17 protein-coding genes are annotated in these 19,900 nt (G+C 59.8%); 4 read left to right on the top strand and 13 right to left on the bottom strand.

Going from position 1 to position 19,900, the window contains the following annotated elements; translation table 11 throughout:
- Positions 1-53: 53 nt before the first annotated feature.
- The 11 genes from ACA052_RS19080 to ACA052_RS19030 form a co-directional block, all read right to left on the bottom strand.
- A complete protein-coding gene (locus ACA052_RS19080) occupies positions 54-4,607 on the bottom strand; it encodes a hypothetical protein (RefSeq protein ID WP_497646281.1) in 4,554 nt (1,517 codons plus the stop codon).
- 549 nt (positions 4,608-5,156) lie between these two features.
- Entirely contained in the window at positions 5,157-6,257 is a 1,101-nt protein-coding gene (locus ACA052_RS19075) for a polyamine ABC transporter substrate-binding protein (protein ID WP_497646280.1), read from the bottom strand.
- A 13-nt stretch (positions 6,258-6,270) separates the two neighbouring features.
- Positions 6,271-7,302, bottom strand: coding sequence for a histone deacetylase family protein (locus tag ACA052_RS19070; RefSeq protein ID WP_497646279.1), 1,032 nt, complete (start codon positions 7,300-7,302; stop codon positions 6,271-6,273).
- A 211-nt stretch (positions 7,303-7,513) separates the two neighbouring features.
- Complete coding sequence (locus tag ACA052_RS19065) at positions 7,514-8,506, bottom strand: AraC family transcriptional regulator (RefSeq protein WP_497646278.1); 993 nt, start codon at positions 8,504-8,506, stop codon at positions 7,514-7,516.
- A gap of 64 nt (positions 8,507-8,570) precedes the next feature.
- Positions 8,571-9,200 (bottom strand): LysE family translocator, encoded by a 630-nt coding sequence (locus ACA052_RS19060; RefSeq protein ID WP_497646277.1) that lies wholly within the window; start codon positions 9,198-9,200, stop codon positions 8,571-8,573.
- Positions 9,201-9,263: 63 nt separating this feature from the next.
- The gene (locus ACA052_RS19055; protein ID WP_497646276.1) at positions 9,264-10,613 is read right to left on the bottom strand and encodes an NCS2 family permease; all 1,350 of its coding nucleotides are present in this window, start codon (positions 10,611-10,613) and stop codon (positions 9,264-9,266) included.
- Between the two features lie 419 nt (positions 10,614-11,032).
- The gene (locus ACA052_RS19050; RefSeq protein WP_497646275.1) at positions 11,033-11,404 is read right to left on the bottom strand and encodes a glutathione S-transferase N-terminal domain-containing protein; all 372 of its coding nucleotides are present in this window, start codon (positions 11,402-11,404) and stop codon (positions 11,033-11,035) included.
- Positions 11,405-11,506: 102 nt separating this feature from the next.
- Positions 11,507-12,052, bottom strand: coding sequence for a GTP cyclohydrolase I FolE (gene folE / locus ACA052_RS19045; RefSeq protein WP_497646274.1), 546 nt, complete (start codon positions 12,050-12,052; stop codon positions 11,507-11,509).
- A gap of 77 nt (positions 12,053-12,129) precedes the next feature.
- Positions 12,130-12,687: a Smr/MutS family protein gene (locus ACA052_RS19040; RefSeq protein WP_056740389.1), complete on the bottom strand. Its 558-nt coding sequence runs from the start codon at positions 12,685-12,687 to the stop codon at positions 12,130-12,132.
- Positions 12,688-12,760: 73 nt separating this feature from the next.
- Positions 12,761-13,081 (bottom strand): hypothetical protein, encoded by a 321-nt coding sequence (locus ACA052_RS19035; protein ID WP_497646273.1) that lies wholly within the window; start codon positions 13,079-13,081, stop codon positions 12,761-12,763.
- Positions 13,082-13,212: 131 nt separating this feature from the next.
- Positions 13,213-13,803, bottom strand: a complete 591-nt coding sequence (locus ACA052_RS19030) for a cysteine hydrolase family protein (protein ID WP_497646272.1) — start codon at positions 13,801-13,803, stop codon at positions 13,213-13,215.
- A gap of 239 nt (positions 13,804-14,042) precedes the next feature.
- Here ACA052_RS19030 and prmB point away from each other — a divergent pair, with 239 nt between their 5' ends.
- Positions 14,043-14,951: a 50S ribosomal protein L3 N(5)-glutamine methyltransferase gene (gene prmB / locus ACA052_RS19025; RefSeq protein WP_497646271.1), complete on the top strand. Its 909-nt coding sequence runs from the start codon at positions 14,043-14,045 to the stop codon at positions 14,949-14,951.
- 82 nt (positions 14,952-15,033) lie between these two features.
- Here prmB and ACA052_RS19020 read toward each other — a convergent pair whose 3' ends face one another.
- Together ACA052_RS19020 and ACA052_RS19015 are read right to left on the bottom strand one after the other, a co-directional pair.
- Complete coding sequence (locus tag ACA052_RS19020) at positions 15,034-15,825, bottom strand: hypothetical protein (RefSeq protein WP_497646270.1); 792 nt, start codon at positions 15,823-15,825, stop codon at positions 15,034-15,036.
- Between the two features lie 98 nt (positions 15,826-15,923).
- Positions 15,924-16,922, bottom strand: coding sequence for an alpha/beta hydrolase (locus tag ACA052_RS19015; protein ID WP_497646269.1), 999 nt, complete (start codon positions 16,920-16,922; stop codon positions 15,924-15,926).
- A gap of 83 nt (positions 16,923-17,005) precedes the next feature.
- Between ACA052_RS19015 and aroC the strand changes: the two genes are divergently transcribed.
- Genes aroC through ACA052_RS19000 form a run of 3 tightly spaced genes read left to right on the top strand, consistent with a single transcriptional unit; the run spans position 17,006 to position 19,900 of the window.
- Entirely contained in the window at positions 17,006-18,097 is a 1,092-nt protein-coding gene (gene aroC / locus ACA052_RS19010; RefSeq protein WP_497646268.1) for a chorismate synthase, read from the top strand.
- 34 nt (positions 18,098-18,131) lie between these two features.
- Complete coding sequence (locus ACA052_RS19005) at positions 18,132-19,277, top strand: MFS transporter (RefSeq protein WP_497646267.1); 1,146 nt, start codon at positions 18,132-18,134, stop codon at positions 19,275-19,277.
- Positions 19,274-19,900, top strand: coding sequence for a methylthioribulose 1-phosphate dehydratase (locus ACA052_RS19000; RefSeq protein ID WP_497646266.1), 627 nt, complete (start codon positions 19,274-19,276; stop codon positions 19,898-19,900). The genes ACA052_RS19005 and ACA052_RS19000 overlap by 4 nt, the downstream gene beginning before the upstream one ends.

Genomic DNA, 19,900 nt, shown 5'->3' with positions numbered 1-19,900 from the left:
CTTTTGATCTTGAGGCACCGCCCCCTCACGCCCTGAGCCTGTCCGTCAACCTGTCAGGCAAAAAACAACGAACTGGCCAGACGGTGATTGATCTCCGCGCGATAAATGGCAATGGACTGAAGATCGTCCACTGCGCCGCGTTTTTCGTAGGCGCCGCCCAATCCGCGCTGCTCGATGGTCTTCAGGTGAGCGGCCATAAACGCCGTTCGGGGGGTGTCCTGTGCCGGATAATGGAAGTGCGCATACCACAGCACTTTGCCGGTTTCGTGATCGAGGATGCCGTATTCGTCCATGTAATCCTTGCGCTTGCCCTTCAGGCGCTGGCGTTTCGCCGGTTTATCGATCTTCACCCGGCCTTTGTTGTGCAGCCATTCAACACGGCCAGCGGTGGGTGGTTGTCGTTTGGTCATGCTGATACGGATATCGCATCCCTTCTTGTACAGCTCGGCGGCCCGATCGTTGAGCCGCTTGCTGACATCGGATGCCGACCCCGGGCCGCCCTCGGTGACGTTGTTGTCGTTCAGCGCTTTGTCGATTGCGGTCGCGGCCTCTTCCAGCCGGTTGGCGTGCTGATGGAACATCTCCTCGATCTCCCACGGAATGCGCTGCGCACCTTTTGCATGCGCCTCGGTTCGTCGAGTAAAGGCGGGCAACTGTTCCAGCAATGTTTCGCCGCTCTGGACGCTGACGTTGAGCGTGAGGCGGGTTGCCGCCGGCACCTGTTTTTTAGGCGATACCTGTTCAACCCAGACGCCGGGCGTTTTCTCATGGAAGGTGGCGATGACCTTGCCGGTGAGGGGGGAGGTCACATCCACCAGGTCGGTGTCGGTGCTGTTCACTCGGGTTCTGGATTTGCCGACCACGGTGCCTTTGAACCGCGTCTTGATCAGGCGTTGCGGTGCGGCAGCCGCTCGGGAGGGCCCCGGTGTTGGCTCAAGGGTTCTGCGTTCATTCAGCAGGCTCGCCAGATGCTTCACGGCGTGCTGGTTGAACGCCTCGATACGCTGACGCATGAGGTCCAGTAATGGTTGCAGCAGTTGCTCCGGATACTCGCCAGGCAAATCCACAATGCGTTGGTCGATGGTTGCGAACTGTTCGACCAGATCATTGAAACCGTCGATTTGCTCGGATAGCGCGAGGGTGTGCTCATCTTTAGCCAGGCCCAGTGACGACTGAATGGTCAGGCACACGTCTTCGACCAGTGTTTCCAGTGCCTGACGGGCCGAGTCCGTGGCAACCGTGCCTGCGTCGTTGAGGCACAGTTCTTGAGCAAGGCTGATCTGAAACAGTTTCAGGTCCTGCAAGTCAAACCTGGGCAGCGCAGCGGTGTATTCGCCGGCGATTTCGGTCGCCTCTCGGCCCAGTTTTTTAAGCTCATCGATCCGGGCCTGGGCAAATTCGATTTTTTCGATAAAGCCCTGGGTCTGATCGCTGGTTTGTTGATGAGTCTGGCGGGGTGTCTGGGTGTGTTCGGTCGGTTCGTTATCGAGCAGTGCCAAAGAGCGACGCATGCAGGTGCCAAAAAACGGGTTTTGCTGATCGAACCATTTGTCCGTCAGCAATAACTGATGGTCGAGGCAACTGATCATCACCGCCCGGTAGTTGGGGATGGACTCAAGCGAGTTGAAGGTTTTGAGCTGGTCGATGTAGACAGCGTAAACCGCCAGCTGCGATTCCAGCGTTTCGATCAGTCGCTGACTGTTGGGGGTGTGACCCGCCGCTGATGGCTTGCCGGCAGCGCTCTCAGCGGTCTCAAGCGCCGACTTCAGCGTGAGTTTGTGGGCATCGAAAGTGGTCAGTTGTTGTTTCAGTTCAGCCTTTCGTCGTTCATTTTCCCGTGCCATCTCTTTACGGCTGCGACCGCCGCCGCGCAACCTCAGGCGCGTATCGACGACCCATCCCGTGGTCGCGGAATGGCGCAGCAGCGGGCCGGTTCGCGGCGGTGACTGGCGTGTATCAATGATTTGCACATCCTCATCGTCTCTGAGCGCGATTTCAAACCAGCGCTGACCCACTTTGGCGTACCACTGTTGGTTGAGCGGGTACAAATGCCGATGAGGTCCAGCCTCGGTCGGAGCGGTCGTCAGACCAGTGGGTTCGGTAATCGCCAGCTCGTTCAGCAGGACTCCCAAGCCCGTACGGGACGTGGCGCCATGGGTGTACAAGGCGGTTTGGTGAGTCACGGGCAGCGTCTGGACGGCAATATCGGGCAGTTGCGTCACGGTGATTTTTGGCGGTGGCTCTTCCACGGGGTTATCAGTGGGCGTTGCAACTTGCGTTTCCGCTGCGCGTGTTGCCGGTTTATTGCGCATCGCCGCGTGATGGGCGAGCACCATACCCAGCGACAGGAACAAGTCGGTCAATGCCGCCCAAGTGTGTTCACTGTCGCCTAGTTCGCTGGCTTCGTTGGCCTCATGCAAGTCGTCCATGATTTGCCAGACCCAGGCGGCCGTTGCCGCTGTTTTGCCCAGAAACGGCAGCGCGAGGTTGAACAGCATCCAGGCACCGTGCTTGAGCGTCTCCCAGCGACTTTGCGCATTGGAGACCGACTGCCGATCCGCCAGGGTGATCATCGCGTTGGCATTGGCGGTGAACAGCGTGTCCAGCGCCGGTTCGGCGAGTGGCGTTGCAGCCAGCGTCACGGCCCCCATCATGCCGAGGGCGGATGTTGGATCGACCAACCATTGCGACAGTGTCCAGGCCGAAGGCAGCTGACCCGGGAACACGTACTGCGAGTAGTTGAAACGCACATCGTCCGGTAGCCAGGCGAGGACCGACTGACGAAGCGTCTGATTGTGTTTGATCGCATACAGCAGGTTGGCTTCACAGGGGTACTGCAACAGCGGGTGATCGAGCAGCGGGCGAAAGAGCAGGCAAGGTCCTGAGTCGGCGAGCCGTGGACCGATGACGAACATGTTGGCAACTTCATCGGCCTTGTTGTCGGTGCGCCCCCCGGGAATAAACGCCAGCGGGCGGATGATAATCTCCAGGCCATTTACCGAGCGCTCGGCAGCCTTTTGCTGCATCGCGGCGACCACATATTGATAGCCCAGATCGTCAATGCCGGCCTCGCCGCGAATCTTGTATTGCAACGCTTGTAGCGGTAGCTGGATACGCAAGTGGCTGGTAAAAAGGTCTTGTCTGCGCTGTGTTTCCTTGGCGTCCCCGAACAGCTTGTCTTTGATCAGGTCGGGGTAGATTTTGCCGATGTTGACGTCGGTGACCAGTTTTTCCAGGTACTCCGGTGTCAACCATGACGCGACCGCGCGGTCGTCGGTGCGGCGCACGGTCTTGTTGCCCAGCGGCACGGCAATCAGGTTTTGCAGGGCCAGGTCGACCAGCGACAGTGTGACGGTATCGATCTTGCCCGGTACCGCGAGGGTGCCGAGAATGACGGGGCTGGTGATGCTGATTTCAATGTTCTGCAGCTTCAGGTCGCTGGCTTGGGGATGATCTTTCAGTACTTGGGCTTTCAAGGTTTGCAGCGTAAACACCGGCAGCGCGGGTATGTCATCCATGAAAGTTTTTCCGGCGTGCTGTTCCCGCAGCAGGGCCAGGTCCATCAAGTGTCGGCTGTAGCGGGTCAGGTCCGCAGGCGGGGCGTTGAGCAGCCAGTAGGGCAGCAATCGCTGGACCTGGTTAAAGCGATCCTCGTGAGCGGCCTTGGGTTTTTCGGCGGTGGCACTGACCTTGGGTGCCAGAACGCGGGTAGAGATTGAGTCATTGAGCTGACCGATGGCTGCGAGTTCAAGTGCGATCAACGCACAGGCTTGATGGTCGAAAAAATTACCCGTGGGTTCATACAAACGCCACTTCAAGGCTTGCGGAGTGGCTGTCTGGGTGACGCGTCCGGGAAGTGACTCACCGAATGCATCCAGCGAATCGTAGTGCTTGAAACCCTCGGTAATCGAATGGGTAAGCACCCGTGTGCGTGCGCCCTGTGTTCCCACCAGCACGACCATGTCCAGAATCCACAGGTGCTCACCCGATTCTCCCAAGTCGACGTCGACCAGGCAGGCTCTGGTTTTGTAGGTGTCGTCTCGTTGTCGAATGGCCTGCTCGGGTTGAGTGAACAAGGCCAGTGCCATTGCCTTCTGGTCCGCGTCCCAATCTGAGGGCTGTTCAAACTGCCAGAGGTTATGCAGTGACTTCGAGAGTTGATGCCAGCGCGGGGTTGTGCCTTCAACCTGCTGGTTCCAGTAATCGAGTTGTTGCTCTTGGTAGGCGATGAACAGTAATGGAATCAGATGGTTGACCAGTCGCCCGATGGCATCGATTTTAACCGGGAGCTGGATCACTGGATTGACGCCCGGTTGCAGGGTCAGGAAATGCTCGCCGTCGAGGTAGGTCACGGTCTTTGCCGACAGCGTGGACCTCACCAGCGCATCGGTGAGTGACTCGAATCGGCTATCGCCGGCGGTGACCTGGCCGTTGCTGAGGTTCCAGGTTGGCGTCACGACCATCGCTTGGGAGGGTTCAATGTTCAGATTCGGGTACTCAACGTCGAGCACCGCGCGCAATGCGTTCGACGCCACTTCCCGGAGCGAGGGGCCAGTGATCAATTGGGTCAGGATATCTTCGGGGCTGCTGGAGGGAGTATCGGGCATGGCCGTTTCCTTTTTGCCGGTGAGGGCGCTGGCCGTGGGCCGCGCTGTACTGGGGCAAGGTAGAGGGCCGTCGAGGGCAAGAGGTGGTAGATAGTTATCGCAGGCAAAAAAACCGCATCCGTGCGGGTAATGTCAGTCAGTTAAGGCATGAAACTTGTGCGAGCCTGCTCGCGATAGCGGTCTTACATTCAACGTCAATGTTGACTGGTACGGCCCCATCGCGAGCGGGCTCGCTCCCACAGGTTTTTGGGCCTGGCACGCCACCCTTGTAGGAGCTGCCGCAGGCTGCGATCTTTTGATCTTGTCTTTAAAAAATCAACGTCAAAAGATCGCAGCCTTTGGCAGCTCCTACAGGTGTCATGCAGTGATCCCGCATTTTCGCAAGGCTTGATCCCATCACCCCTGTGGAGCCTGCTCGCGAAGAGGCCAGAACTCCCGCCACATCTGCTGTGGTTGGAATACCGCCTTCGCGAGCAGGCTCGCTCCCACAGGGATTACGCTTAACTGATCGGCATTGATCCATGCGGGTCTTCATTTTCAAGTGCTGCTTCAGGTCCCGGATTTGATCTTGGTCCAGGCCCGGGTGCGTGCACGTTCGGCATCACGCGGCAGCGGTTGCAGGGTGTAAAGCGTGCTCATTGCCGTTTCGGTCGGGTACAGGTTCGGGTTGTTGCGGATCGCCGGGTCGACCAATTCGGTGGCGTCCTTGTTTGGGTTTGGGTAGCCGACGAAGTCGCTGACCGGCGCGATCACCTGGGGTTGCAGCAAGTAGTTAATGAAGGTGTAGGCGTCTTCCGTATTCTTCGCACCCTTCGGAATGGCGAGCATGTCGAACCAGATCGGCGCGCCTTCTTTGGGCAAGCGCATGTCGACGATCACACCGTTCTTCGCCTCTTTGGCGCGGTTGGCGGCCTGGGAGAAGCTGCCGGAGTAGCCGACAGCAACGCAGATGTCACCGTTGGCGATGTCGGCCATGTACTTGGAGGAGTGGAAGTAAGTGATGTACGGGCGGATCTTCATCAACAACGCTTCGGCTTTGTCGTAGTCCGCAGGCTTCTTGCTGTTGGGGTCCAGGCCGAGGTGTTGCAGGGCCAGCGGCAGGATCTCCGACGGCGAGTCGAGCAGGGCGACGCCGCACTGCTTGAGCTTGCTGATATTTTCTTCCTTGAAGATCAGGTCCCAACTGTCCACCGGCGCGTTGTCACCCAGCGCGGCTTTGACCTTGTCCGGGTTGAAGCCGATCAGGATGGTGCCGTACATGTACGGTACGGCAAATTTGTTGCCCGGGTCGTTGGCTTCGATCAACTTCATCAGCTTGGGATCCAGGTGGTTCCGGTTCGGCAGTTTGCTGCGGTCCAGGGGCTGGAACACGCCGGCTTCGATCTGCTTGGCGAGGAACACGTTGGACGGCACCACGACGTCGTAGCCGGAGTTGCCGGTCAGCAGCTTGGCCTCCAGCGCTTCGTTGGTGTCGAAGATGTCGTAGACCAGTTTGGTCTGGGTGTTCTGGGCCTTGAAGTCTTCCAGGGCCTTGGGGGTGATGTAGTCGAACCAGTTGTAGACGCGCAACGTTCGCTCTTCGGCATGAACGGCACCACTGAGCACCATGGCGCTCAGGGCTGGAACGATAAAACGCTTGAGTCTGTTCATTGTTCTTGTTTCCTCATTGGGCGCTTTCAAAACCTTCGAGAACGTTCACGGCATTGATGCCGATTTCTTCTACTGCGTAACCGCCTTCCATCACGAACAGCGTCGGCTTGCCGAGGCCCGCGATGCGCGCGCCCATCGCCAGGTAATCCGGGCTGTCGAGCTTGAACTGGGAGATGGGGTCGTCCTTGAAGGTGTCAACGCCCAGGGAGACGACGATAATGTCGGCACCGTACTTTTCGATCTCTTTGCAGGCTTGCTCCAGCGCAGCGCTCCAGGCGCCCCAGCCTGAGCCAGCGGGCAAGGGGTAGTTGAAGTTGAAGCCTTCGCCCGAGCCTTCGCCGAGTTCATCGTCGTAACCGAGGAAGAACGGGAATTCGGCTTCCGGATGGCCATGGATCGAGGTGAACAGCACATCGCTGCGCTCGTAGAAAATCGACTGGGTACCGTTGCCGTGGTGGTAGTCGACGTCGAGGATCGCAACCTTTTTGTGGCCCTGATCGAGGAACGCCTGGGCGGCGATGGCCGCGTTGTTCAGGTAGCAATAACCGCCCATCAGGTCGCTGGCGGCGTGGTGTCCCGGCGGACGGCACAGGGCGAAGGCGCTGCGGGCGCCGCGTTGAATCGCGGCTTGGGCAGTGAGGGCAACTTGTGCTGCGCTGTACGCCGCTTGCCAGGTGCCGGCAGTGATTGGCGCACCTCCGTCGAAGCTGTAATAACCGAGCTGGCCGTGCAGGCTGGTGGGGATGATCCGGCGCAATGTGCGAGCCGGCCAGGTGTAGGGCAGCAAGTCGCCATCGGTACCGAATTCGGTCCAGCGCGCCCAGGCGCCTTCGAAGAAATCGAGGTAGTCGCGGCTGTGAACGCGCGCGATCGGGTCGAGGCCGAAATCCTGCGGCGCTTCAACCGGGCCGAGGTCTTGGTGTTGCACGCGTTGCAGAACGTGGTCGGCCCGCGAGGGCATTTCGAAGCAGGGCATCAGTTGCCCGTCCATCAGTTCACAACGGCCGTGGTGCAGGTGGTGATCGTCCGAGTAGATCGTCAGCATTTCTTGTTCTCCGCAGGCTGATTCGGTTGAACACAGTCTTAAGGCGAGCGACTTTTCGGAGAACGGCAGGAAAGGCCAAAAGGGGATTGATATGGCCAAAAGGTTTGACCGAAATTCGCCCCATGATGAAACGGAAAATCAAAAGATCGCAGCCTGCGGCAGCTCCTACAAGGTTCTGTAGGAGCTGCCGCAGGCTGCGATCTTTTGATCTTCAGGGCCGGAACTGGCTCGGCGCCACGCCACTCCAGCGCACAAACGCATGGCGGAAACTCGCGGTCTCGCTGAAGCCCAGGGCCTCGGCAATCCGGTAAATCGGCATCTGGTCTTCACACAGCATTTGCTTGGCGTGTTCAAACCGCAGCTCATCAAGCAATTCCTGGTAACTGCACCCTAATTCCTTGAGGTGCCGGCGCAATGTCCGCGCTGAACAGTTCATTTGTTCCGCCAGGCCGTCGAGCCCTGGTGCTGCATGCAATTGAGCCCTGAGCAACTGGCGAATCCGTCCCAGCCACACCTGGCGTCCGGTGAACTCGGTGTTCTGCTTGCGGCAGCGCTCGGTCATGGCCTGGTGGGTGATGACGTCGGCTAGGGGCAGTGGTTGATCGAGCCAGCGCCGGTTGAAGGCAAACGCGTTGTCCCGCGCGCCGAAGTGCAGCGGGCCGTTGAAGTGTTCGGCGTAGGTCGACTCGTAGTCGGGCGCGGCATGTTCGAAGCGAGCGGCCAGCAATGGCAACGGGTGGCCCAGCAGGTCGTCGCAGATGACTTTCAACGACACCAGGCAGAACTCGGCGTTGAATACCGCCAGTGCGGGGTTCTCCCGGTAATCGGCGGCGACGAACCAGATGTGCTCACCGTCGTCTTCAAGGCTCAGCTCGAAAAGTGTTCCCAATAGCGCCGGATAACGTATCGCCAGCCGCAAAGCGTCACCGAAGGTGGCACTGGTGAGCAGCGCATAACCGAGCATGCCGTACGACGAAACATGCATCCGCTGGCCCAGTTCCAGGCCGATATCACGCTTGAGGGCGACCGCGTTGGCGCAGACCTGCATCTCCTGGTTGGTGGTGATGCGCGTGTCCGCCCGGCATAAATCCGCTGCGCTGATACCGCTGCCGGCTAACAGCTCTTCGCTGGACAAGCCTTCGGCCTTGAAGGCGTTGAGCACCAACGAGACAGCGTTGAGGGTAGTGAGGTGGGAGTGGAGCATGCTCGGTTCCAGCCATCGGGGGCTTGAACCGAGCAACTTGTGTGCCGATCCGGGGGGCGACGCCTTAATGACCGCTCAACAACGAGGCCGCTCCGGCACCACCGAACAACCCGGCGCTGATCCGGTTAAACCAGCTCTGCCCTTTGCCACTGCGCAAATACCGCGCCGCGCCATGGGCGCCGAGGCCATAGGCCAACTTGCACAGCAGATCCAGCACGGTCCAGGTTGCAATCATTACTAGCAATTGTGGCAAGAAGGGTTGCTCGGCACTCAAGAACTGCGGCAGGAATGCGGCGAAGAACAGGATGTCTTTCGGATTGCTCGCACCCAATACAAACGCGCGGCCGAACAGTGCACGAAAGCGAGGGACTGGCGCAGCCTGAGGCACTTCGGCACCTACTGATGGCTGACGCGACTGCTGCCAGCTCTGCCAGGCGAGGTAGAACAGGTACAGCGCGCCGACGATTTTCAGCGCGCTGAACAGCTGTTCCGATGCCAGCAGCAGGGCGCCCAGACCCAGCGCCGAAGCACTCAACAAGCAGATCGAGGCAATCACGCCGCCCAGGAACGCCGGATAAGAACGGCGCAAACCGTAATTCAGGCTGTTGCTGATCATCAGCAAAGACAGGGGCCCCGGGATCAGGATCACCACCAGCGCAGCGCCGCTGAACAGCAGCCAGGTTTCCAGACTCATCACTTTCCTCCATTTGTGCAAAAGCCCCACCCGACGGGGTGAGGCTGGTTGAAACGGTGCCGCTTACAAGAAGATGAACTTGGCGATGAAGATCGCGCAGAGCACCCACAGACTCACGGAAATTTCCTTGTATTTACCGGTACCGGCCTTCAGCGCCACGTAGGTGATGAAGCCCAGTGCGATGCCATCGGCGACCGAGAAGGTCAGGGGCATCATGATCGCGGTGACGATGGCCGGAATGCTGTCGGTTGCTTCGTCCCATTCGATGTGTGCCATGCCACCCATCATCAGCATCGCGACATAAATCAGCGCACCGGCGGTTGCATAGGCGGGAATCATGCCGGCCAGCGGTGCGAAGAACATGGCCGCAATAAATAACACACCCACGGTCACGGCGGTAAGACCAGTCCGACCACCTGCCGCGACACCTGCAGCACTTTCCACGTAGCTGGTCACCGGTGGCACGCCCACGATTGCCCCGAATACGCTGGACGCACTGTCGGCTTTCATGGCACGGGACAGGTTTTCGATCCGGCCATCAGCGCCCACCAGATTGGCGCGCTGGGCAACGCCCATCAAGGTGCCAGCGGTGTCGAACATGTGCACGAAGAGGAACGCCAATACCACGCTGATCATGCTGACGTTGAACACGCCGGCCAGGTTCATGGCCATCCAGGTCGGCGCCAGGCTCGGTGGGGCCGACATGATCCCTTCGTAATGCACCAGGCCCAGGCCCCAACCGGCAAGGGTCACGGTGATGATGCTGATGAGGATCGCACCAAACACCTTGTGATAGCTGAGGATGGCGATCATCAGGAAGCAGACGGCGGCGAGCAGCGGGCCAGGCTCGCGCAGGGAGCCGAGTTTGATCAGGGTGGCCGGGCTATCGACGACGATGCCTGCGGTTTTCAAGCCGATCAGCCCCAGGAACAAGCCCACCCCGGCGCCCATGGCGAAGCGCAAGCTCACCGGGATACTGTTGAGCAGCCACTCGCGGATCCGCGAAAACGTCAGAATCATGAACAACACACCCGAGACAAACACCGCGCCAAGGGCGGTTTCCCAGTTGTAGCCCATGGTGCCGACCACGGTGTAGGTGAAGAAGGCGTTCAAACCCATGCCCGGCGCCAGGCCGACGGGCCAGTTGGCGTACAGGCCCATCAACAGGCAACCCAGTGCGGCGGCGATGCAGGTAGCAACGAACGCGGCGCCATGATCGATACCGGCGTCGGCCATGATGTTCGGGTTGACGAAAATGATGTAGGCCATGGTGATGAAGGTTGTCAGACCGGCAATCAACTCAGTCTTCACCGTGGTGCCATGCAAGCTGAGTTTAAAGATGCGCTCCAGCCAGCCAGTGCGTAAGGGCGGCGAGAGATCCAGCGTCGATGCTTCGGATTTGCGGCTTTCCACAGCGAGTACTCCTCAAGAGTTTTATTGTTATTTCCAGGGCCGGACCCATGAGGGTGGCAGCGGCCCTTTGAGGCACTTGCGAATTTGTTGACCGAGTGGTCAGGAACTCGCACGAAGTGGATTATGCTTTTGTATACAAATAAAGCAAATAATGTTTTTGGTTTTGTAGACGAAAAGTTTGGCGATAGGGATATATCGGCAGGAAGGCTTACTTGAGGCCTTTTGCTGGATGAAGGGCTGGAACGGTTGGCGGCGGTGGTGCGACAGGTACAAAGGGTAGAAGCAACCTGAGGGGAGGGCATAAACAAATAAACCGGCCATAGGGCCGGTTTATTTGATGTCTGGATTTTGTGGCGGTTGTTCAAGCCTCATCGCGGGCTTGCCCGCGATGAGGCCAAATAAGCTACGCCACAAAACCATCAGGCCGCCGCAAACCGCTTGTCCAGATAATCAATGATCACCTTGGACTCATACATCCACGTGGTCTGCCCGTTCTCCTCAATGCGCAAGCACGGCACCTTGATCTTGCCGCCCTGTGCCAGCAGGGCCTGGCGATCCTGTTCGTTGTTCTTCGCATCACGCAGCGCCACCGGCACGTTCAGGCGGCGCAGGGTGCGGCGAGTTTTCACGCAGAACGGGCAGGCGTGAAACTGATACAGGGTCAGGTCCTTGGCAGCCGTCGCAACCTCAGCCTGAGCGGCGGCGGGGCGCTGCTTTTTGGCTGGGCGAGTCATGAAGTCGATGAAGATGATCAGTTGGCCAAGGCCGACACGCAGCGCTTTTACAAACACAGTTAAGCCTCACAGGGGAAATTCGAAAGGCGCGCAGCTTACCTGATTTTTCGCGGACGAAAAAAAACCGGCGATGAATGCCGGTTTTCTTCTGGGGGCGAGTTACTTGATAAAGCTGAGAAACTCGCTGCGGGTCGCCGCATTGTCGCGGAACGCGCCGAGCATCACCGAAGTGACCATCGTCGAATTCTGTTTCTCTACGCCGCGCATCATCATGCACATGTGCTTGGCCTCGATCACGACCGCAACGCCCAAGGCGCCGGTGACTTGCTGCACCGCATCGGCGATCTGGCGGCTGAGGTTTTCCTGGATCTGCAGGCGGCGGGCGTACATATCGACGATCCGCGCGACTTTCGACAGCCCCAGAACCTTGCCGCTCGGGATGTAGGCGACGTGAGCCTTGCCGATGAACGGCAACAGGTGGTGCTCGCACAACGAGTAGAGCTCGATGTCTTTCACCAGCACCATTTCGCTGTTATCAGAGCTGAACAGGGCACCATTGGTGACCTCTTCCAGCGTCTGTTCATAACCGCGGCAAAGATACTGCATGGCTTTGGCGGCACGCTTTGGCGTGTCGAGCAGGCCCTCGCGGGAAACGTCCTCGCCCAATTGGCCGAGAATCTCGGTGTAATTCTGTTCCAGGGACATGAAACTACCTGTGGGATTTTACGCAAAGAGCAAGGGTACGGTGGCGGACACGGCGCTGCAAGCTTGTCGCAACAGCTTTACTCGTCGCGGCCTTCCATCATGGTCCGTTTTAGCATCACATAAACGGCTCCGGCACCGCCGTGTTTCGCTTGGCACGACGTGAAGCCTAGCACCTGGGAATGCTGGCGCAGCCACGTGTTGACGTGGCTTTTGATCATCGGGCGCTTGCCGTCCAGTCGCACGGCTTTGCCGTGGGTGACGCGCACGCAGCGGATTTCGAATTTGGTCGCTTCGGCCAGGAACGCCCAGAGGGTTTCCCGGGCCTTTTCCACATTCATGCCATGCAGGTCGAGGCTGCCCTCGAACGGAATCTGGCCGATCTTGAGCTTGCGCATCTGGCTTTCCTGCACACCGTCACGCGCCCACATCAGCTCGTCTTCCGGGCCGACATCGATGACAAATTGATCGGACAGCCCGTCAACGGTCGTCGCATCGGTACGCACGGTGGCGGCCTGGCGCAGCTTGGCGATTTGCGCGCGGTCAGCCTTGGGTTTGCCGGTTTCGGCGCGATCGTGCTTGATTGGCTTGACGCCTTGGATCGCGCTTTTGAACAGGGAAAAATCATCGTCTTGCATGTCAGCCTCCGCGAAGGGCGGCCAGTTTACCCAACTCGAGTCGAATGGGGGCGCAAAACGCGGTGCGTTCGGCTCAGTCGTGTTTTTTCATCAGGTGCGGGGACATGTTCAGCCCCCGCGCCTGGCGCGAACGACGACGGCAACGGCGCCACAGCCACACGCCGATGTACAGCACGAACAGGCCGATCGCCAGAATCACGGCCGAACCGACCCGGTTAGTATTCAATTCACCCATGGCGGGTGCGTGGCCAAGCAGGCTGGCAGCACCCGCCATTGCCAGCAACACGCCGCACATCGCCAGCAGGGCAGCAAACGCCGCGCCGAAACGAAAACGCCAGTTGCGTTGGCCTTTGGGCCGCAAGCGGCGAGCGTCAAAACCATCGGATAACTTCATTCCGACCTTCCTCAATGGGTATCGGCCCTTCGACCGGGAGTTGACCGGGATGTTCCTGAGGCTAAGACAATTACAGCAAATGATAGGCTTTTGCGGATGAGCGGCGGCAAGAACCGCTCATCGAGCGTCGATCAGATCAGATCGTGGGTCAGGGCGAGGGTGGCGAAGTTGTCCGCCATGATCGCCATTTCGGTCTGCTGAACGTGCTCGGCGCTCAGGACGCCGCCCTTGTAAGGCAGGTCGCGGGTGGCGCAGGCATCTTCCACCAGGGTGCAACGAAAGCCCAGGTTCTTCGCGGCACGCACGGTGGTGCTGACGCTGGAATGGCTCATGAACCCGCTGACAATCAGGTCAAGGGCGCCGAGGTCCTGCAGGCGCTTTTCAAGTTGGGTGCCGTGAAACGCACTTGGCAACAGTTTGCCGATGATGGTTTCGTCGTCTTGTGGTTCAAGCCCCGGGATGAATTCACCGCGCTCGCCCTGTGGATCGAACAGTCCGCCCACGGTGCCGAGATGACGCACATGCACGATCGGCCGACCGGCGGCCCGGGCAGCGGCCAGCAGTTGCTTGATGTTCGCGACGGCAGCATCCATGCCGCTCAGGGCCAGGGGGCCGCTGAGGTACTCTTTCTGGGCATCGATGATCACAAGCGTCGCATGACTCAGATTGGCGGCTGCGTAACCGCGACCGCTGAGTTGAAACATCGTTTTTGGAACGGACATTCTGGGGCTCCTTCGGGTGGGGCTTTTGCGACATTGTCCTCTGGCTGAGCGCTTCTGTGAATCGCTACCATCGTAGGCGCCGTCGTTACTGGCTTGCAGCCTTGTCAAGATGCTCGTTTTGTTCAATAGCCAGCCCAATAAATAGATTAGTCCTACATCTGAGCCGGTGTTTTTCCTGCGTCGTCGTCGCGCCATTTGGCTGGTAGAATCGCCAGTCGTTTTTTTTGGAGTTTGCCGCTGTGATCACTTCCCGACTTCGTACCCTGCGTGACCATATCCGTTGGGCCGTCAGCCACTTCCATGGGGGGGATCTGTTTTTCGGCCATGGGACTGACAACGCCTGGGACGAAGCCCGTCAACTGGTGTTGGGCGCGTTGCACCTACCGTGGGAAATTGCCGACAGTTACCTCGACTGCAACCTGGAAGAGGACGAGGTGGTCAAGCTGCAGCGCCTGATCAAGCGTCGTATCGAAGAGCGTATTCCCACCGCGTACCTGTTGGGCGAGGCGTGGTTCTGTGGCATGTCGTTCATCGTCGACGATCGTGTATTGATCCCGCGTTCACCCATCGGCGAGCTGATCGAAAAACGCTTTGAACCGTGGCTGGGCGCCGAGCCTGCGCGGATCCTCGACCTGTGCACCGGTTCCGGCTGCATCGGCATCGCGTGTGCGTACGAGTTCCAGAACGCCGAAGTGGTGCTGGGCGACCTGTCGTTCGAAGCGCTGGAGGTGGCCAATCAGAACATCGAGCGGCATGGTGTCGATGAACGGGTGTACACGGTGCAGGGCGATGGTTTTGATGGTTTGCCGGGGCAGCGTTTCGACCTGATCGTGTCGAACCCGCCTTACGTCGATGCCGAAGATTTCGCCGACATGCCGGACGAGTACCAGCATGAGCCGGAGCTGGGCCTGGCCTGCGGTGACGATGGTTTGAACCTGGTGCGACGCATGCTCGCCGAAGCGGCGGATCACCTGACCGAAAAGGGTTTGTTGATTGTTGAAGTGGGTAACAGCCAGGTTCACGTCGAGTCGTTGTACCCGGAAGTCGACTTCGCGTGGCTGGATTTCGAGCGTGGCGGGCATGGCGTGTTCATGTTGACGGCCGAGCAGTGCCGCGAGCATCAGGCGTTGTTCGCTTCCCGAGTCTGACCTTTAAAAGCAAAAGATCGCAGCCTGCGGCAGCTCCTACACCGATCTATGTAGGAGCTGCCGCAGGCTGCGATCTTTTGATCTACCGGTGTGTCGCAATCCAGATCAAAAGCCCCGCCTGAAACACCGCAAACGACACCAGACAGGTAATCGTGAAACGCAGCCCGGCGTCTTCACGTTTGTACTTGCTGACTTTTTCCTCGTGCTTCTTCAGCTTCACTTCCTGCTCGGCCAGGTTCTGCTCGGCTTGCTGGAGCATCGCGGCCGCTTCGAGAATCTCCACAACCTGCAGCTTCTCGGTGTTCCACTCACCCAGCAAATCGCCGACTTGCACTTCTTTGACGCTGCCCTTCAAATGCTGGGCATCGGCGTACGCCACTTCAAAACCGTGGGCCTTCAAAAAGTGATCGCGGCGCAGGCGGGTGTCTTCGTTCAGCGCGTCCTTGTTGTTCAGGTCACTGCCGTCGACGGTGTAGCCGGGCCATCTCTTTTTCGCCCAGGTAATGCCCTGGGCCGCCATGAAACGGCCGATGCCCCGGTTCAACGGTTCGATCTGCAAACCGCTGTCAGGTCCGAAATGCACGCGTTTGGTGGTGTGATCGACCCACACATCAAGATGATTCTGTTCCTTGCGCACGCGCTGGCCAGGCAGCGAAATGCTCATGCGCATCAGGCTGCGTTCTTTGCTGCTGCGGTCGGCGTAACCGAATTCGACAAAGCGCAAGGGGCGCCCACCGGTGTTGCGGTCGGTTTGCAACGGCGCCAGGCGGAGCATCTTGTGGTGCTCGACGTGGACGTCCGCCCATGGCAGCTCGGCCGCTGGCGGTGCGTCTTTTTCAGCGGTGGTGTCGGGTGAAGTCTGGGTATCAGTCATAACGGCGAGGTCCTGTCCAAGCGCTGCTGCCGCCAGTCATAGCGCTGGCGACAAAGGCTTATCGGCCGTTTTTTCCAGGACTGGAGGGTATGTAGCGCTTAACGGGTGCGAAGTCCGTCAATAAACCCGAGGATTCGGCCGCTCAATTCGGCGGCCAGCGGCAATTGCGGATCTTTATAAGAGGCCAGTTGCCGTTTGACGTCGTTAGGCACAATGCGCATGACGTGGTTCATGCCTTCAATCACCGCCAGTTCGGCGTCCGGCTTGGCCTCCTTGAGCATCTTCGCATCACCGACCCCGACTTGAATGTCGTTGCTGCCCTGAATGATCAGCGCCGGCATTTTCAGTTGGGCGAAGGCGGCAGCCGGGTCCTGGCGGAACAGCGAGATCAGGTAAGGTTGCACGCTCGGGCGGAAAATCACCTGCAACTGCGGCGGTACGTTGTCGTCGGTGTGGCCGGCCTTGAGGCTGTCGAGCAGTTCATTGCTGCGCAGCATCAGGGCAGGCGGCAGGCGATTGCCCAGTTGCTGGCGCAGTACCTGATCGATGGGCCGGGCGCTGCCGGACATGGAAATCACCGCCGCCGCATCAAGGCTCGGTGCTGCGAGGCTGGCGATCAACGCACCTTCGCTGTGCCCCAGCAGGATCAGCTTGCCAAAGCGTGGGTCGGCCTTGAGTTTTCGGCCCCAGGCCTCGGCGTCGGCCACATAGGCTTCCACCGACAGGTTGCGCTCGTCCGGGGTCGCCGCAAGGCTCGCCGCCACGCCGCGCTTGTCGTAACGCACGCTGGCGATGTTGTGTTTGGCCAGCACCCAGGCGAGGCGCTTCAGGCTGTCGTTGCGTCCGCCGTCGGGGTTATTGCCGTCGCGATCCGTAGGACCGGAGCCGGAAATGATCAGGACAACCGGTACCGGCGTGTCGGACTTGGGCAGCAGCAGCGAGCCAAATAGCTCGCCGGTGCCGGTGTCCAGACTGATCGGGCGTTGCAGGACGGTGGCCTGAACAAATCCGGTAAACAAGGTAAGGCTCAAGGCTAGAACTCGCAGCATCATCACGCCATCATGAACAAGATGCCGGTTGGACTCGCGGGCACCCATAAGGTTCGAGGATGAACTAGTCGGGTAGCCTGCGTATACTGGCGCGCATTACGTATTCAGGTTCATTTCACGGAGCGTCCTGCATGTCCGGCAATACCTACGGCAAGCTGTTCACTGTCACCACCGCGGGCGAAAGCCATGGCCCGGCGTTGGTCGCCATTGTCGACGGCTGCCCGCCGGGGCTGGAGATTTCCCTGGACGATTTGCAGCGCGACCTCGATCGCCGCAAACCCGGCACCAGCCGCCACACCACCCAGCGCCAGGAAGCCGACGAAGTCGAGATTCTCTCCGGCGTATTCGAAGGCCGCACCACCGGTTGCGCCATCGGCCTGTTGATCCGCAACACCGACCAGAAGTCCAAGGACTACTCGGCGATCAAGGACCTGTTCCGCCCGGCGCACGCTGACTACACCTACCACCACAAGTACGGCGAGCGCGATTACCGCGGCGGCGGTCGCAGTTCGGCGCGGGAAACCGCCATGCGCGTGGCGGCCGGCGCTATCGCCAAGAAATACCTGGCCACCCAGGGCATCGTCATCCGTGGCTACATGAGCCAGCTCGGCCCGATCGAAATCCCGTTCAAGACCTGGGATTCGGTGGAAGAGAACGCCTTCTTCAGCCCTGACCCGGATAAAGTCCCGGAGCTGGAAGCCTATATGGACCAGTTGCGCCGCGACCAGGATTCGGTCGGCGCGAAGATCACCGTGGTCGCTGAAGGCGTGATGCCGGGCCTCGGCGAGCCGATCTTCGACCGTCTTGATGCTGAACTGGCCCACGCGCTGATGAGCATCAACGCGGTCAAGGGCGTGGAAATCGGCGCCGGTTTCGCCAGTGTCGCCCAGCGCGGCACCGAACACCGCGATGAAATGACCCCGGAAGGTTTCCTCAGCAACAACGCGGGCGGCATTTTGGGCGGCATCTCGTCCGGTCAGCCGATCGTTGCGCACCTCGCGTTGAAGCCGACATCGAGCATCACCACGCCGGGCCGTTCCATCGACATCCATGGCAACCCGGTCGAGGTCGTGACCAAGGGCCGTCACGACCCGTGTGTCGGCATCCGCGCCACGCCGATTGCCGAAGCGATGATGGCCATCGTGCTGATGGATCACCTGCTGCGCCACCGCGGGCAGAACGCCGATGTGCGGGTCGGCACGCCGGTGCTGGGTCAGCTTTAATGGCTGACTTCACAGCCGCCGGGGTCTGAGGACGTTGGCGGCGCTCCCGTACTGGCGGCTCTCCAGTTTCTATCTGTTCTATTTCGCCTTGCTGGGCTCCACAGCGCCGTTTCTGGCGCTGTACTTCGATCACCTGGGGTTTTCCAGCGCGCGGATCGGCGAGCTGGTGGCGATCCCGATGTTGATGCGCTGCGTCGCGCCGAACATCTGGGGCTGGCTCGGCGACTACACTGGCCGACGGCTGGCCATCGTGCGGTTCGGCGCGGTGTGCACGCTGCTGACGTTTTCGCTGATTTTCGTCAGCAAGACCTACGCCTGGCTGGCGATGGTCATGGCCTTGCACGCGTTTTTCTGGCACGCGGTGTTGCCGCAGTTCGAAGTCATCACCCTGGCGCACTTGAAGGGGCAGACCTCGCGCTACAGCCAGATCCGCTTGTGGGGGTCCATCGGGTTCATCATTACCGTGGTCGCGCTGGGCAGGTTGTTCGAATGGCTCAGCCTCGACATCTATCCGGTAGCGTTGGTGCTGATCATGGCCGGAATCGTGGTCAGCAGCCTGTGGGTGCCCAATGCCCAGCCGGTTCAGGGCGAACGCCCGGCCGGGGACGGGTTTCTCAAGCAGTTGCGCAGCCCCGGCGTGTTGGCGTTCTACGGATGCGTGGCGTTGATGCAAATGAGCCATGGTCCGTATTACACCTTTCTGACGCTGCACCTTGAGCGACTCGGTTACAGCCGTGGCGTGATCGGCATGCTCTGGGCCGTTGGCGTGGTGGCCGAAGTCCTGATGTTTTTGGCCATGAGCAAGATCCTCGCGCGCTTTTCGGTACGCCGGGTCTTGCTGGCGAGTTTCCTGCTGGCGGCACTGCGTTGGTTGTTGCTCGGTTCGTTCGCGCAATTCCTGTGGGTGTTGCTGTTCGCGCAGTTGCTGCACGCGGCGACGTTCGGCAGCTTTCACGCCGCTGCCATCCAGTTCGTGCAGCGCAGCTTCGGCGCACGCCAACAAGGCCAGGGCCAGGCGTTGTACGCCGCACTGGCCGGCACCGGCGGGGCACTGGGCGCGTTGTACTCGGGCTATAGCTGGAATGCACTCGGGGCCAGCTACACCTTTAGTATTGCCAGCGTCGCAGCCGTTGCCGCTGCCGTTATCATTGCCACACGCATGCAAGAGGACAGGCCATGAGCCTTACCCGCGAGCACCTCGCCCAGGAAATCATCGACGCCGGGCGGTTTCTGGATGGCCGTGGCTGGTCGCCGGCCACCAGCAGCAATTACTCGACGCGCCTGTCGCCAACCGTGGCGCTGCTGACGGTTTCCGGCAAACATAAAGGCCAATTGGGCCTCGACGATGTGCTGGCCACGGATCTGTCTGGCATCAGCCTGGAGCCGGGTAAAAAGCCGTCCGCCGAAACCCTGCTGCACACCCAGCTCTATCGCTGGCGCCCGGAGATCGGTGCGGTGCTGCACACCCATTCGGTGAACGCCACGGTGCTGTCGCGCCTGACGCCTGAAGATTTCATCGAGTTCGAAGACTATGAACTGCAAAAAGCCTTCAGCGGTGTATCGACCCACGAATCCCGGGTGCGCGTGCCGATATTCGACAACGATCAGGACATTGCGCGCCTCGCCGCCAAGGTGCAGCCTTGGCTGGACGCCCATCCTGATTGCGTTGGCTACCTGATTCGCGGCCACGGCCTCTACAGTTGGGGCGCGCGCATGAGCGACGCGCTGCGGCAAATCGAGGCCTTTGAATTTTTGTTTGAGTGCGAGCTGAAGACACGCTTGCTCTTCAACCGTAACGCATGA

Source organism: Pseudomonas sp. LBUM1644, from assembly GCF_059716195.1.
This window is presented reverse-complemented; position numbering and strand designations above follow the sequence as displayed.